General features: G+C 72.6%; 13 protein-coding genes. 4 read left to right on the forward strand and 9 right to left on the reverse strand.

Translation table 11 applies throughout. The features are described from left to right. The first annotated feature begins 55 nt into the window (after positions 1 to 55). The 3 genes from P8S73_RS02325 (at position 56) to P8S73_RS02335 (ending at position 5,231) form a co-directional block, all read left to right on the forward strand. Positions 56 to 1,081, forward strand: a complete 1,026-nt coding sequence (locus tag P8S73_RS02325; RefSeq protein ID WP_019308962.1) for a 3-oxoacyl-ACP synthase III — start codon at positions 56 to 58, stop codon at positions 1,079 to 1,081. A gap of 26 nt (positions 1,082 to 1,107) precedes the next feature. After that, a complete protein-coding gene (locus P8S73_RS02330) occupies positions 1,108 to 3,837 on the forward strand; it encodes an alpha/beta fold hydrolase (protein ID WP_396350474.1) in 2,730 nt (909 codons plus the stop codon). Positions 3,838 to 4,109: 272 nt separating this feature from the next. Then, positions 4,110 to 5,231 carry an NAD(P)-dependent oxidoreductase gene (locus P8S73_RS02335; protein WP_235005052.1) on the forward strand — a complete coding sequence of 374 codons (1,122 nt, stop codon included), beginning with the start codon at positions 4,110 to 4,112 and terminating at the stop codon, positions 5,229 to 5,231. Between the two features lie 145 nt (positions 5,232 to 5,376). On the opposite strand, the gene mutM is transcribed toward P8S73_RS02335, so the two are convergent. From mutM to coaD, 5 genes are all read right to left on the reverse strand, one after another. Continuing rightward, positions 5,377 to 6,306 (reverse strand): bifunctional DNA-formamidopyrimidine glycosylase/DNA-(apurinic or apyrimidinic site) lyase, encoded by a 930-nt coding sequence (mutM, locus tag P8S73_RS02340; RefSeq protein ID WP_019308959.1) that lies wholly within the window; start codon positions 6,304 to 6,306, stop codon positions 5,377 to 5,379. A gap of 7 nt (positions 6,307 to 6,313) precedes the next feature. After that, on the reverse strand, positions 6,314 to 7,018 hold the full coding sequence (gene rnc / locus P8S73_RS02345; protein ID WP_396350475.1) for a ribonuclease III: 705 nt from the start codon (positions 7,016 to 7,018) through the stop codon (positions 6,314 to 6,316). 1 nt (position 7,019) lies between these two features. Continuing rightward, positions 7,020 to 7,223, reverse strand: coding sequence for a 50S ribosomal protein L32 (rpmF, locus tag P8S73_RS02350; protein ID WP_012398114.1), 204 nt, complete (start codon positions 7,221 to 7,223; stop codon positions 7,020 to 7,022). Between the two features lie 2 nt (positions 7,224 to 7,225). Then, positions 7,226 to 7,816, reverse strand: a complete 591-nt coding sequence (locus P8S73_RS02355) for a DUF177 domain-containing protein (RefSeq protein WP_019308957.1) — start codon at positions 7,814 to 7,816, stop codon at positions 7,226 to 7,228. A 177-nt stretch (positions 7,817 to 7,993) separates the two neighbouring features. Beyond that, complete coding sequence (gene coaD, locus P8S73_RS02360; protein ID WP_059280915.1) at positions 7,994 to 8,464, reverse strand: pantetheine-phosphate adenylyltransferase; 471 nt, start codon at positions 8,462 to 8,464, stop codon at positions 7,994 to 7,996. A 180-nt stretch (positions 8,465 to 8,644) separates the two neighbouring features. On the opposite strand from coaD, the gene P8S73_RS02365 reads away from it, so the two are divergent. Next, positions 8,645 to 9,886: an aminotransferase class I/II-fold pyridoxal phosphate-dependent enzyme gene (locus P8S73_RS02365; protein WP_059280914.1), complete on the forward strand. Its 1,242-nt coding sequence runs from the start codon at positions 8,645 to 8,647 to the stop codon at positions 9,884 to 9,886. 43 nt (positions 9,887 to 9,929) lie between these two features. On the opposite strand, the gene P8S73_RS02370 is transcribed toward P8S73_RS02365, so the two are convergent. The 4 genes from P8S73_RS02370 to thiL are packed head-to-tail and all read right to left on the reverse strand — an operon-like array spanning position 9,930 to position 14,977. Next, positions 9,930 to 10,550 carry an RsmD family RNA methyltransferase gene (locus tag P8S73_RS02370; protein ID WP_059280913.1) on the reverse strand — a complete coding sequence of 207 codons (621 nt, stop codon included), beginning with the start codon at positions 10,548 to 10,550 and terminating at the stop codon, positions 9,930 to 9,932. After that, positions 10,547 to 12,937: an ATP-dependent DNA helicase RecG gene (locus P8S73_RS02375; protein WP_224764818.1), complete on the reverse strand. Its 2,391-nt coding sequence runs from the start codon at positions 12,935 to 12,937 to the stop codon at positions 10,547 to 10,549. Before P8S73_RS02375 ends, P8S73_RS02370 begins: the two co-directional genes overlap by 4 nt. Next, complete coding sequence (locus P8S73_RS02380) at positions 12,934 to 13,881, reverse strand: DAK2 domain-containing protein (RefSeq protein ID WP_224764819.1); 948 nt, start codon at positions 13,879 to 13,881, stop codon at positions 12,934 to 12,936. Before P8S73_RS02380 ends, P8S73_RS02375 begins: the two co-directional genes overlap by 4 nt. After that, positions 13,871 to 14,977 carry a thiamine-phosphate kinase gene (gene thiL, locus P8S73_RS02385; protein ID WP_059280912.1) on the reverse strand — a complete coding sequence of 369 codons (1,107 nt, stop codon included), beginning with the start codon at positions 14,975 to 14,977 and terminating at the stop codon, positions 13,871 to 13,873. The genes P8S73_RS02380 and thiL overlap by 11 nt, the downstream gene beginning before the upstream one ends. Between the last annotated feature and the right edge of the window lie 38 nt (positions 14,978 to 15,015).

The raw sequence follows: 15,015 nt of genomic DNA on the forward strand, positions 1-15,015 counted from the left end.
TCACGAACGATCGATTCCTTGACGGTACGGGTGGCGTCTGATCGAAAGCGCCACATTGACCGGTAACTCCACCATCAGAAACCGCAACGCCGCCATCCTGTCGGTGACCAAGACGGAAGCGGACGTGGTGATCCCGTCCACCCGGTTCGATGAGGAGTTGGCCAAGACCTTCACACGGCTGCGCCTTCCCAAGGGTCTGCTGGAGCGGCTCGCGGGCATCAAGGAGCGCCGCGGCTGGGCCCCCGGACGCCACTTCACCGACGGCGCCACCGAGGCCGGCCAGGCCGCCCTGGAGAACTCCGGCATCCGCCCGGAGCAGATCGGACTGTTCATCAACGCGTCCGTCACGCGCGACAACTACGAGCCCGCCGTGGCCGTGGGGATCCACGAGCGCCTGGGCCTGCCCAGCTCCGCCCTGAACTTCGACATGACCAACGCGTGCCTGGGCTTCGTCAACGCCCTCACCGTGGCCTCCTCCATGATCGACGCGGGCGCCATCGAGTACGCCCTCGTGGTGGCCGGCGAGGACCCCTCCCCGTGGCACGAGGCGGCCATCGCACGGCTGAGCGAGGACGACATCACGCGCGAACAGGTGGTCCAGGAGTTCGCAACCCTCACCCTGGGCTGCGGCGCCGCCGCCGCCGTGGTGGGCCCCGCGGACCGCCACCCGGACGGCCACCGGATCGTGGGCTCGGTGACCCGCGCCGGCACCGAGTTCAGCCGCCTGTGCGTCGGTGGCTGGGACGGGATGTTCACGGACGCCACCGGTCTGCTCAACCACGGTGTGGGACTCGTGGTCGAGGCGTGGCTGGATGCGGAGCGCGACGGCTGGGACTGGCGGAACATGGATTCCTACGTGACCCACCAGGTCTCCAACTCCCACACCAACAAGCTCATCGAGGACATGGGGATCGACGCCGCCAAGGTGCCCCTCACGTTCCCGTACTGGGGCAACGTGGCCGCCGCCGCGCTGCCCATGACGCTCGCCCTCGAGTCCGAGCGGTTGGAACCCGGAGCGCGGGTGCTGTGCCTCGGCGTGGGGTCCGGGCTGAACACCACCCTCATGGAGATCGCCTGGTGAGCACCCCGAACCCCCGAGGAGGATCCATGTCCCCGCAGCACCCCGGCGCTGAGCGCCTGCCCTTCACCGAGACCCCCCTGCCGGGGATCGACCCGGCGTGGTCCACGGCGCTCTCCGTGCCCTCGTCCGCGCCCGTGGAACCGGTGGCCGGCCGGAAGCGGCGGTGGCACGTGCTGGACAATCGCGAGCAGATCGAGCGCTCCGGCCGCACCCCCCGGGGCATCGTCCTGGCCGTGCACGGCAACCCCACGTGGTCCTACCTGTGGCGGGACGTCCTGCGCGCGGCGAACGAGCTGGAGCACCCGTGGCGCGTGGTGGCCGTGGACCACCTGGACATGGGATTCTCCGAGCGCACCGGACTCTTCCGCCGCCTCGAGGACCGTGTCCAGGATCTCGGCGACCTCACCGCCACTCTGGGGATCGACGGCGCCGGACTGCCCGTGGTCACCCTCGCCCACGACTGGGGCGGGCTCATCTCCCAGGGCTGGGCGCAGGAGCACCCCGCGATCCACGCGGCCACCGTGCTGACCAACACGGCGGTGCACCACGACAACGCCGAGCCCATCCCCTCTGCACTGCGTCTCGCCCTGAACAGGGCAGTGCACGAGCCGCTGACCTCCGGGAGCACCGCGTTCCTGGACACCACGCTCGCACTGTGCGATCCCGCGGCGTCCAAGGACGTCAAGCGCGCCTACAAGGCTCCCTACACCTCCCGTGAGCGCCGCGAGGGCATCGCCCACTTCGTGGCGGACATCCCCGCCGCCGAGGACCACCCGTCCCACGCCGCCTACGAGCGGATCGCGGGGCGGATGAGCGCGCGCGAGGTCCCCACGCTGCTGCTGTGGGGCACCGGGGACCCGGTGTTCCAGCAGCGCTACCTGGACGACCTCATGCGCCGCGCCCCGCACGCGGACGTGCACCGCTTCGAGGGCGCCAAGCACCTGCTGCCCGAGGCCCGGGACATCGCCACCCCGCTGTTCACGTGGCTCGAGGAGCGCTTCGGGGACGCCGAGCCCGTCGTCGAGACCCACCGCGAGCAGCGGGCCCGCGGCCGCGCCGCGTTCGTGCCGTTCTTCGCGGAGCTGGACGCGCGGCGTCGTGACGACTCCCCCGCCGTGGTGGACATGGGCCCCGTGGCCACCACCGTGGACGGCTCCGCCCCCGAGCTGGACATCCGGCGCAGTGTGAGCTGGGCGCAGCTCTCCGCCTCCGTGGACCAGCTGGCCGTGGCCCTGCTGCGCACCGGGGTGCGCCCCGGGGACCGCGTGAACCTCATGGTGCCGCCCGGGTCCATGCTCACCACGCTGATCTACGCGTGCCTGCGCATCGGTGCGGTGATCGTGGTGGCGGACCAGGGCCTCGGCCGCCAGGGACTCACCCGGGCGCTGCGCGGCTCCTCGCCCCGCTGGTTCATCGGCATCCGCAAGGCCCTCGTGGGCGCGCGGGCCCTCGGCTGGCCCGGCACGCGGATCGCCGCGGACGCCATGGACCCCGTGTCCAAGAAGCTGCTGGGCGTGGCGCACACCGTGCCCGAGCTGATGGACTCCGTGACCACGGTGTCCCCGGACGAGATCCCCGCCGTGAACCCGGACGCCGAGGCCGCCGTGCTGTTCACCTCCGGTTCCACCGGCCCGGCCAAGGGCGTGGTGTACACGCACCGCCAGATGGCCGGGATGCGCGACACCATCCGTGACACGTACGGCCTGCGTGCCGGCACCGGGCTCGTGGCGGGCTTCGCACCCTTCGCCCTGCTGGGCCCCGCCCTGGGCGCGGCGTCCGTGACGCCGGACATGGACGTCACGAGCCCCAAGACGCTCACCGCGCGGGCGCTGGCGGAAGCCACCATGGCCATCCGCGCGACCGCCGTGTTTGCCTCGCCCGCCGCGATCGCCAACGTGCTCGCCACGGCGGACGAGCTGGCCCCCGCCGAGCGGGACGCCCTCGCGCGCGTGGACCTCATGCTCTCCGCGGGCGCCCCCATCCCGGAGGAGCTGCTGGCCCGGCTGCAGGAGCTCATGCCCGCCGCCGAGCTTCACACGCCCTACGGGATGACCGAGGCGCTGCCGCTCACGGACGTCAGTCTGGGAGTGATCCGCACCGCCCGTGAGGACGCGCAGGCGGGCATGGCCGGTGCCGGCGGCGGCGTGTGCGTGGGCACCCCCGTGGCGGGTGCCGAGCTGGGCGTGCTGCCGCTGCGCGCGGACGGTTCCGTCTCCCCGGAGATCGTCACCACCCCCGGCGTCACCGGCGAGATCGTGGCCCGCGCCCCGCACGCCAAGGACCACTACGACCGGCTCTGGATCACCGAGCGTGCCTCGGACGGGACCCCGGGCTGGCACCGCACGGGCGACGTCGGGCACTTCGACGCCCGTGAGCGGCTCTGGTACGAGGGCCGACTGGCGCACGTGATCACCATGTCCGACGGCCCGGTCTCCTCCGTGGCGGCCGAGCACGCCGCGCAGACCGTCCCCGGGGTCGGCCGCGCCGCCGTGGTGGGCGTGGGTCCTGCTGGGTCCCAGTCCGCGGTGGCGGTCATCGAGACCGATCCCGCCGCGTCCGCACCGGCGCTGGCGTCCCCGGAGCTGACCGAGCGCATCCGGACCACGGTGCACGCCACCACGGGCTTGCCCGTCAGCGCGGTGCTGGTGGTCCCGGAGCACCCCACCGACATCCGTCACAACTCCAAGATCGACCGAGCCGAATTGAGTGACTGGGCCGAGCGCGCCCTGGCCACCGGAAAGCTGAGTTCACTGTGAGCGACGATCCCCGCGACACCCCCGCACAGCCCAGCGGCACCGGGCGCCACCGCGCACCGGCCACCGACGCCGCCCGCCCGGCTGCGGCGCCCCGGCCCACCTCCTCGGCGTCCTCGCCGGCCTCGTCCGAGCCTTCCGCTCGGCCCGATGCCCAGGGTGCTGACGTCTCCGGCTCCGCACAGATCGCGGACCCGGACCGCGGCGGTGCCACGGTGACCCACGGCGAGCTCGACGGCACGGGCCGCACCGTCCTGGTGACGGGCGCGTCCGGAATGCTCGGCGGCGACGTCGCCCGCGTGCTGCTTGCGCACGGCTGGAAGGTGCGCGTGTTCCAGCGCGGTCACGCTCCCGTGGCCGAGCGCGAGGGCGTGGACGAGGTGCTGGGTTCGGTGACCGATCCCGAGGACGTGGCCCGCGCACTGGACGGCGTGGACGACGTCGTGCACCTGGCCGCCAAGGTCTCCTTCACCGGGGACTGGTCCGAGTTCGTGCGCGTCAACGTCACGGGCACGCGCATCCTGCTGTGCCAGGCGCAGAACGCCGGCGTGAAGAACGTGGTGTTCGTGTCCTCCCCCTCCGTGGCCCACACCGGGGTCTCGATCGAGGGAGCGGGCGCGGAGCCCGCTGACCCGGAGAATGCGCGCGGCAACTACGCCCGTTCCAAGGCTGCGGCCGAGCTGCTGGCCCTGAGCATGGACGGGCAGCGGGACCTCAAGGTGGCCGCCGTGCGCCCGCACATCGTGTGGGGCCCCGGGGACACGCAGCTCGTGGAGCGCGTGGCGGACCGTGCGGCCGCCGGGCGCATGCCCAACCTTGACCACGGTGCCGCGATGATCGACACCACGTACATCGACAACGCCTCCGAGGGCATCGTCCGGGCGCTGCAGCGCATCGACCACGTGCACGGCCGGGCCCTGGTGCTCACCAACGGCGAGCCGCGCCCCGTGGGCGAGCTGATCGCCCGGATGTGCCGGGCCACCGGCTCTCCCGCGCCCACGCGCTCGGTGCCGGGCAAGGCGGCGCGCCTCGCGGGCCGCGTGATCGAGACCGTGTGGCCGCACCTGCCCGCCAAGCTGCGCGCGGGCGACGGAGAGCCGCCCATGACCGAGTTCCTCGCCGAGCAGCTCTCCACGGCGCACTGGTTCGACCAGAGCGAGACCCGAAAGCTGCTGGACTGGACTCCGTCCGTGAGCCTGGACGAGGGCTTTGCCCGGTTGGCCGCGTACTACCAGGACCACCCGCGCCCGCAGCGCAACACCGGGTCGGTGTCCCTGGAGCGCGTGGAGGACGTCGCGGACGAGCAGCGCGCCCGCGCCGAGAGCGCCTCGGTGGCCTCTGACAGCGAGAACAGCAACCTGTCCACGGACCTGCAGAGCGTGCGCTCGCTGGAGTGATGTTGTCCTCTCTGAGCGCCACGGTGCCCGCGACCGCACGGTCGCGGGCACCGCTCGTTCCGGGCCGCGGCAGATCCGCCACCGATGGGTCAGGGACGGCCTCACGGGACCGGGACCGCCCACCCCCTGTGGCTCACGGCGGGGGCTACGCTCTGAACCGCCTGGGCCGCCTCTGGCACCGCGAGCACCGGTACGAGGAGCGGTTCGCGAACTGCTCGCGCACGATCACGCCGTCCTCCCCTGCCGCCGCGCAGCGCGGGCAGGGTTGCCCCGCCCGGCCGTAGGCGTTGAGCGAGCGTGAGAAGTACCCGGACTCCCCGTTCACGTTGACGTACAGCGAGTCGAAGCTCGTGCCGCCCGCCGCCAGCGCGCGGCGCATGACCTCCTGGCACGCCGCCACCAGTGCGCGGGTGCGGGGCGCGGTCATCGTCTCGGTGGGTGCGGCCCAGTGCAGCCGGGCGGCCCACAGAGCCTCGTCCGCGTAGATGTTCCCGATCCCGGAGATCAGCCCCTGGTCCAGCAGCGCGCGCTTCAGGCCCGTGCGGCGTCGTCGCAGGGCGGTGTGGAAGGCGTCCACGTCGAAGAGCGGGTCCAGGGGGTCGCGCGCAATGTGCGCGGCGTGCTCCGGCACCGTGCCGTGACCGTCCGTGCTGGGCACGAGCGGATCGAGCAGCATGCCGCCGAAGATCCGCTGGTCCACGAACCGGGCCTGCTCCGGGAGGGCGGCACCGGCGTCGTCGTGGGCCGGAGAGAGGGCGAGGCGGATGCGCTCGTGGCGCGGCTGCGGCTGGTCCGCGGAGGCCACCAGGAGCTGGCCGCTCATGCCCAGGTGCACGAGCAGCGCCTGCGACGGCTCGCTGCCGGGGCGCTCCCGCAGCGGGAGCCACAGGAACTTGCCGCGCCGCTGTGCGGAGTCCACGCTCAACCCGGCCAGGCGCTCCTGGAAGTCCAGGACACCAGCGGTGTGGCGGCGCAGGGAACGGGCGTCGAAGACCTGCACGGACTCGACGGTGCGGCCAACCACCCAGCGCTCGACGCCGCGGCGGACCACCTCGACCTCGGGCAGCTCGGGCACGGTGCGCTCAGCCCTTCGCGGGCAGACGTGTGGCCAGGGCCTCGCACGCGGCGGCGGCCGCGGCGCGCTCGGCGGCCTTCTTGGACGTGCCCTCCCCGTGGCCGAGCACCTGCCCGTCCACCACGGCATCCGCCGTGAAGTGGCGTTCGTGGTCGGGGCCGGTACCCTCCACCTCGTAGCGCACGGTCCCCAGACCGTGCTGTGCCACGAGCTCCACGATTTGGGTCTTCCAGTCCTTGCCCTCGTGCAGCACCCGGGTGTCCTCGAGCAGGGGGATCATCATCCGCAGCACAAGGTCACGCGCGGGCACGGGCCCCAGGGACTCGTACACGGCGCCGATGACGGCCTCCGTGGTGTCCGCGAGGATCGATGCTTTGTCACTGCCGTGGGTGCGCACCTCGCCCTTGCCCAGGCGGATGTGCGGGCCCAGCCCCAGGGAACGGGCCACACCGGCCAGCGCGCGGGCGGAGACCACCGAGGCGCGCAGCTTGGCCAGGCGCCCCTCGTCCCACTCGGGGTAGCGGTGGTAGATCTCGTCCGTGACCGCGAGCTGCAGCACGGCGTCCCCCAGGAACTCCAGGCGTTCGTTGTGCACCTCCCCCGGGTGCTCGTACGCGTAGGAGCGGTGCGTCAGCGCAATGCGAAGCGTCTCGGTGTCGAGATCGACACCGAGACGCTCAAGCAGTTCGCCGGGATCCGGCAAAGCGGTCACCTTACGCGTCAGCGACCTTGCGACCCTTGTACTCGTAGAACAAGGGGGTGCCGGCGGAATCGGAGACCAGCTTGGCCTGGTGCGGCAGGCTGTAGCTGACCTTGCCATTCTCCACGGTCTTCACCAGTTTGGGGGCCTGAGCCTTCCACTGGGACCGGCGCATGCGGGTATTCGCACGGGACATTTTCCGCTTGGGAACAGCCACGGCTATCTCTCTTCTCTCGTGTCGGTTGTCGGCTCCGACGGTTCCGGATCCTCCGAGTCGGTCAGCAGCCCTGCGAGGGCGGACCAGCGGGGATCCTTCACGTCGTGGTGGTGCTCCGGGTCGTTCTCGAGCCGTGCGCCGCACTGGGCGCACAGGCCCGGGCACTCGGCCCGGCACACCGGTTGGAACGGCAGCTGAGTGATCACTGCGTCCCGAAGCATCGGTTCGAGGTCGATCTCCTCGTCCCGCACCTCATACACTTGCTCGTCCTCGACGTTCTCGTCACCCTGCGGAGACGGTTCGAAGACGAAAAGCTCTTGCACGTCGACCGGTAGTTCGTAGTCAATGGGGTCGAGGCATCTGCTGCACTCCCCGTGAACACTGACGATCACGGTTCCGGACACCAGGATACCGTCGTGGACGGATTCCAGGCGCAGCTGCAGCTCCATGGGCGCGCCCTCGGGCGAACCGATGAGCGCCGTACCGAAGTCCTTCGGTGCGGGTGCCTCGACATCCAGGGTGTCCATGGTCCCCGGGCGGTGTTGCAGCTCCCTGACGTTGTACGCGAGGGCTGAACTGTTGCGGTGATTCACGGAACTCCTGGCTAACGACACTGGCCGACAGAATATCCTAGCACGCGGCAGGACCGCGGTTCATCCCGCAGCACTGCCCACGCTCTGCCCACGCTCTGCGCGGGCCCGCGTAACCGCGCGCGGGCAGGCAACTGCGGGTCGCGGCCCGCCCGGCGCTCCCGGTCCGACTCCGACCGCTCAGCGGATCTGGATGGCGTGCAGCACCTCGGGCGGCACGAAGGACGCGATGTCCCCGCCGAGAGCGGCCACCTCCATGACCAGGGAGGAGGACACGTGCAGCAGTGAGGGTTCCCCGGGCAGGAACACGGTCTCCACGCCGGTCAGCGAGCGGTTCATGGTGGCCATGGGCAACTCGTAGTCGTAGTCCGCGCCGTTGCGCAGACCCTTGACCAGGGCCACGGCCTCCCGGCGCTCGGCGTAGTCCGCGATCAGTCCGGACTCCAGTGGCTCCACGACCACGGCGGGCTCGTCCGCGAAGACCCGGCGCACCAGCTCGATCCGCTGCGCCTCGCTGAAACGGTGGCTCTTGTTCGGGTTCGTGGACACCGCCACGACCACCTCGTCGAAGATGTGGGTGGCGCGGCGGATGACCGCGCAGTGACCGAGGTGCAGGGGGTCGAAGGAACCCGGGCAGATGGCGCGTCGCATGCGCCCACACTAGCGGCACCGGGCCTCGTCCGGGGTCTGAGATCCCGGCCGCGCCGAGCCGCGCACCACCCGAAAGTGGGCACCCGCGTCCACGGTTGAACCAGGAGCACAGCTCCACCGATGCTCCACCCGCAGGTGCCCACCCGCGAGCGGTGAGGTGGGAGTTCCTAGACTGGGCCCATGACATCCGCCGCTGAGAACCTCTCCTCCCCCGCGTCCGCCGTCCGCGCGCCCTGGCAGCGCATGGCCGCCGGCGGAGGGCTCCTGGACGCCGCCGGGGGCCTGCGCTCCACGGTGTTCGAGGAGATGACAGGCCTGGCCCGGCGCACCGGATCAATCAACCTGGGCCAGGGCTTCCCCGACTTCGATCCGCCGCAGCAGATGCTCGACGCCGCGGCGGCCGCCCTGCAGGCCGGTCACCACCAGTACGCCCCCATCATCGGGGTCCCCGCGCTCCGTGAGGCCATCGCCGCGCACCAGGCCACGCACTACGGTCTGGACGTGGATCCGGACACGGAGGTGCTCGTGTGCGCCGGCGCCACCGAGGGCGTCACAGCGGCGCTGCTGTCCCTCCTGCAGCCCGGCGACGAGGTGGTGCTGTTCGAGCCCCGCTACGACCTCTACGGCGCCGTGGTGGAGTTCGCGGGAGCCACCGCGGTCCCCGTGCCGCTGCTGCCGCCCGCGTTCACACCCGACCCCGACGACGTGCGCGCGGCGTTCTCCCCGCGCACCCGCGCCGTGGTGCTCAACGACCCCCACAACCCCACGGGCACGGTGGCCTCCCGGGAGTTCCAGGAGCTGGTCGTGGAGCTGGCCACGGAGTTCGACGCCGTGGTGGTCACCGACGAGGTCTACGAGCACCTGCGCTTCGACGGGCCCCACCGGCCGCTGAGCACTCTCCCCGGCGCGGCGTCGCGCACGCTGAGCGTGTCCTCCGCGGGCAAGACGTTCTCCGCCACGGGGTGGCGCGTGGGCTGGGTGACCGGACCGCGTGAGCTGCTGCGCGGCGTCGTGGCCGTGAAGACGTACCTGTCCCACAGCGCGGCGGCCCCGCTGCAGCACGCCGTGGCGGCCGCCCTCTCCCTGCCCCCGCAGTTCTTCGACGGCCTCCGGGAGGACTACCGCGAGCGCCGGGACGTGGTGGTGTCCGGTCTGCGGGCCGCGGGTCTCACCCCGCCCGAACCGCAGGGCACGTTCTTCGCGGTGGCGGACGTGAGCGACCACTACCCCCTGGCCGGTGTGGCCGACGCTGCCGGGCTGGCCCAGCACTGGGCAGAGAACGCGGGCGTCGTGGGCATTCCGGTGTCGGCGTTCGCGGGCCCCGCCAACCAGGGTCTGTACGCGGACTGGCTACGGCTCGCCTTCTGCAAGCGCACGGACGTGCTGCGCGCCGCGATGGCCGGGCTGGTCGCGGCTCTCTGAGCCCGCCCGCCGCGCGGTCTCCCGTGCGGCGGGCGACGATCCGTCAGCCGTGCGCGGCGCCGCCCTCGGCCGCGTCCTGTGCGGTGGCCGTCGCCGACTCCTCGTCCGCCTCCAGGTACCAGATGACCGTCTCCCCGTGCTCGCTGGTCTCGAAACGGCGCAGCCCCTTTGGCCACGCCGGTTCCCCGGTGCGTGCCGACCGCTCGACCGCGATCACCCCGCCCGGCCCCAGCCTCCCCACGAGCAGCGAGAGCATGCGCGCGAGCTCCTCGTTCTCCAGCGGATAGGGCGGATCCGCGAGCACGAGGTCCCAGCGGTGGAAGGGAGCCCGCCCGAGGTAGCCGGCGACGCCGGCGTGCACCGTGGTGATCTTCACCCCGGGGCACGACGCCGCCAGCAGCGCCGCGTTCTCCCGGCACACCCTGGCCGCGGCCCCGGCCTTCTCCACGAGAGTGACCGTGGAGGCCCCCCGGCTGGCGGCCTCCAGCCCGAGGGCGCCGGAGCCGGCGAAGAGGTCCAGCACGCGGGCGTCCTCGCACATCCCCCACGCGTCCAGCCTGCCGAACAGGGACTCCTTGACGCGGTCCGTGGTGGGCCGGGTGGCCGAGCCCGGCACGGATTTGAGGTACTGTCCCCCGGCGCGGCCGGCAATGATGCGTGTCATCCTCGCTCCAGAAATGCTTGTCGGTCCTCGTCCAGCACACGCTCGATGCTCTCCCGCAGCACGGGGTGGTTCCCGAGCCCTGGGTCCTCCCGGATGACGGCCTCCGCGGCGTTCCGGGCCCGTGCCACGAGCGCCTCGTCCCGCAGGGCGCCCACCCAGCGCAGCCCGGAACGCCCGCCGGACTGGGAGGCCCCGAGGATGTCCCCCTCCTTGCGGAGCTTCAGGTCCGCCTCCGCGAGCTCGAAGCCGTCCGTGGTGGCGGCCACCGCCTCCAGCCGGGCCCGCGCGGGGTGGTCCGGTGCCACACGGGTGACCAGCAGGCACGTGCTCGCGTGCTCGCCACGTCCGATCCGGCCCCTCAGCTGGTGGAGCTGGGAGATGCCGAAACGCTCCGGGTCCACCACCACCATGAGCGTGGCGTTGGGCACGTCCACCCCCACCTCCACCACGGTGGTGGACACGAGCACGTCCACCTCGCCGGCGTCGAACGCCGCCATGGTCTCGGCCTTCGTGCCGGTGTCCTGGCGCCCGTGCAGCACCGCGATCCGCGCGGAGCGCAGCTCGGGCTGGGCAGCCACGAGCTCCTGGAGCCACGCCACGGTGGCGGGTTCCGGCTCCTCCTGCTGGGCCTCCAGGGAGGCGCGCAGGGACGCGAAGGGCGGCAGGGCGGCGTCGTCGCCGATCTTGGGTGCCACCACGTAGACCTGCCGTCCTGCGGCCACGTGCTCCGCGGCGAGGGACCAGACCCGGCGCTCCCACGAGGGCCCGTGCTCCGCGAGACCCACCACGTGGGTGGTGATGGGGCGGCGGCCCCCGGGCAGCTCGCGCAGGGTGGAGACGTCCAGGTCCCCGAAGACCGTCATGGCCACGGTGCGCGGAATGGGCGTGGCGGTCATCACGAGGGTGTGCGGTGTGCTCGCGGCCTTGCCCCGCAGGGCGTCCCGCTGCTCCACGCCGAAACGGTGCTGCTCGTCCACCACGGCCAGCCCGAGGTCCGCGAACTGCACGTTCTCCTGGATGAGGGCGTGAGTGCCCACCACGATCCCGGAGGCCCCGCTCGCAATGTCCAGCAGGGCCCTGCGTCGCGCGGGCACGGACATGCTGCCCGTGAGCAGGGTGACGCCCGTGGCCAGGGAGTCCCCGCCGAGCCGACCGGGCTCGGCGAGCGGGCCGAGCGCGGCCGTGATCTTCTCGTAGTGCTGGGTGGCGAGCACCTCGGTGGGCGCGAGCATCGCGGCCTGGCCACCGTGGTCCACCACCTGCAGCATGGCACGAAGGGCCACCACGGTCTTGCCGGACCCCACGTCACCCTGCAGCAGCCGGTTCATGGGCGCGGTGCCCGCGAGCTCGTCCGAGATCTGCTCCCCCACCTCGCGCTGTCCAGGGGTCAGCGCGAACGGCAAGGCCGCGTCGAAACTCGCGAGGATTCCGTCCTCGCGCGGCGGGCGCGGATCCGCCGGGTGGGACGCGTGCTCCGCCCGCCGGCGGACGAGCTCGGTCTGCAGAACGAACGCTTCCTGGAAGCGGAACCGACGGCGGGCCCGCTCGTACGCCTCGACCGTCTCGGGGCGGTGCAGGTCCCGGTAGGCCTGGCCCAGGGGCGGCAGCTCCTCCGCGTCCCGCAGCTCCGGAGAGAGCGGGTCCTCGAGAGAGTCCAGGTCAGCGGTGAGCAGCAGCTGCTGCACCACCTTGCCGATCCTCGGCGTGGTCAGCTTGCCGGCCTCCGGGTACACCGGGATGGGCATCAGCTCACCGGTCTCCGACGAGGCCCCGGACACGGCCTCGGGGGTCTCCACGGGCGCGTAGTCCGCCCCCGTCATGGACAGCTCACCCCGGTAGAACTCGGGTTTGCCCGTGAACAGGGCCAGGGATCCCACCGGGAGGTCCTTCTGCGCGGAGTAGGCGTTGAAGAACGTGATCTTCAGCTGGGCCCCGGAATCATCCGCCACCACGACGTCCGTGAGACTGCGCCGGGGATCGCTGCGCATGCGGCGGGTGCTGGAGGACTCAACGCGGGCCACGAACGACGTCCGTTCCCCGGCCACGAGGTCCGTGAGCGCCTGGATCCTGCCCCGGTGGATGTAGCGCCGCGGTGCGTGGTCCAGCAGCTGGCCCACGGTGGTGATTCCGAGGTCCTTGGCGAGCAGGGCCACGGTGGAGCGCGGCGAGGAGCCGGGGACGTAGCGGGTGAGCGGCTGGTCCAGCAGCCCCACGAAGGCCGAGTGGGACCGCGTCTGCGCCGGGGGCGGGGCGGGGGCCTCCTCTGCGGTGGCCCCCGGGTCCGGGGGCGGCGCCGCCTGCGGTTGCCGAGCGGTCGTCCGCGCAGTACGACCGTCCCCGGGCGGCATGTCCAGGGGCAGCGGCTCGGGCACGTCCCGGGTGGTCACCGGGGCTCCGCCGCGAGGGTGGTGACGGTGACGTTTCGCGCGGTTCCGCGGCCCCGCATCAGGTCCAGGGCGGTCTCCGGGTCTGCCACGTGGACGTGCACGCGCCACGTGTAGCCGTCCTCGTGGTCTCCCACGGCGCTCACGATCACGCTGCTGCCGGCGTCGTCCAGCTCGTGGCGCAGCTCGGCGGCGTCCAGGGCGGAGAGGTCCATGGTGCCCATGACCTCGTACCCGTCCTGACGCTCGAGGGTGGTGTCCGAGAGGGGGTGGGTGTGCTGGCGGATGACCTCCGCCACGGGGTCCTCGGCCGTGGGGTGGCCCGCGAGCGCGGTGCGCAGCGCGCTGAGCACGATCAGCATGCCCAGGGCCCCTGAGTCCACGGTGCCGCGCTCGGCGAGCACGGGGATCTGGGTCACGGAGTCGATCACGGCGCACGTGGCGGCCGCGACCACGAGGTCGAGCCACTCCACGAGCTGCTGGTTGGAGCCGTCCGCGGAGGTGTCGGGGACCGGGACGGCGCCGGCGGCGTCGAGCACGGACAGCATGGTGCCCGGGACGGGCTCGGTGAGCGCGGACGAGCAGCGCACGTGGGCCGCCATGAGCGCGGTCTTGAGCTGCTCCGCCGTGAGCCGGGTGCTGCCCTCCACCACGCCTCCCATGGCGGTGAGGGTGAGTGCGGCGAGCATCCCGGAGTTTCCGCGCGCCTCCTCGAGCGCGGCCTGCCCCGCGTACACGAGCAGCTCCCCCACGTCCCTGCCCTCGATGAGGTGGGCGGCCTCCGCCGCGTGGCCCACCGTGATGCTGAGGTTCGAGCCCGTGTCCGCGTCCGCCACGGGGAACACGTTGAGGTTGTCCAGCACGTCCGCGTGCCGGCGCAGCTCCCGGTGCGCGGTGTCGAGCCAGTCGCGCACCTCGGTGGTGGAGGAGCCTGGCTTATGGCTCAAAGTGATCCCATCCTTCAACGACGTCGCGCCCGAGCCACTCTGCGGGGGCCTGTCCGGCAATGGTCACGGCCGGGCTCGGCGCATCCGTTCCGGGGCGCGGATCCGGGGTGGGCCCGTCCCTGTGCCGCCCTCCCGCGGGGTCCGCGGGCGCACACGAGCCTATCGCACGGACCCCGGGAGGCAGCCGGGAATCCACAGGCAGCACCGCGAGCAGACCGTGGTCCTCCCCGCCTGTGAGCACCCACTGCCACGGGTCCACCCCGGCGGCCTCCCCGGCCCGCCGCAGCCGGGTGACGTCCGGCTCCAGGGCACCCGGATCGAGGTCGATGCGCACCCCGCTGGCGCGTGCGATCCGCCCGGCGTCCTTCAGCAGGCCGTCGGAGACGTCCAGCATGGCGGTGGCGCCGGCCCGGGCCAGTTCCCGCCCGGCTGTCACGGGTGGTCGCGGTCGCAGCTGCGCCGTATGCAACTCCCGCCGCTCGTCCGCGGGCACCGCGTCCCAGCTCCCCGGCACGGGGCTCTGCAGGGCGTCGAGCCCGGCTGCCGCGCACCCCAGCACGCCCGCGTGCACCAGCACTCCCCCGGTCCGCGCACCGCTGCGCAGCACGGGGTTCTGCTCGCAGCGCCCCAGCACGGTGGCGGTGATCGACAGCTCCTCTCCCCTTCCGAGGTCGCCGCCCACCAGGGCGCACTCTCGCGCCCCGAGGACTTCGAACGCCCGGGACAGCCCGGCGGCGAACTCGGTGACCCACGCGACGGGCGTGTCCCCGGGCAGGGTCAGGGAGACGACCACGGCCGTGGGCACGGCGCCCATCGCGGCCACGTCCGCGAGGTTCTGGGCCGCGCACTTGTGGCCGAGGTCAGTTCCCGAGGTGCGCTCGCCACTGGGCCACACAGTACGGAAGTCCTGGTCCAGGGTGAGGGTGTCGGTGGTCATCACCACGCGTCCCCCCGGGGCGGTCACCACGGCGCAGTCGTCCCCCGGACCCACCTCCACGTGGGGTCCGTCCGTGGTGGCCGCGGGGAGGAAGGCCTCCAGCAGGCGCGCCTCACCCACCTCGGAGACCGTGGCCGTGTCGGCGCTCTCGTGCGTCATACCCGCACCCTAACCAGCGGCTCCGACGCGCTGGAGCG

The organism is Kocuria sp. ChxB (assembly GCF_044359605.1).
GTDB lineage: Bacteria > Actinomycetota > Actinomycetes > Actinomycetales > Micrococcaceae > Kocuria > Kocuria rhizophila.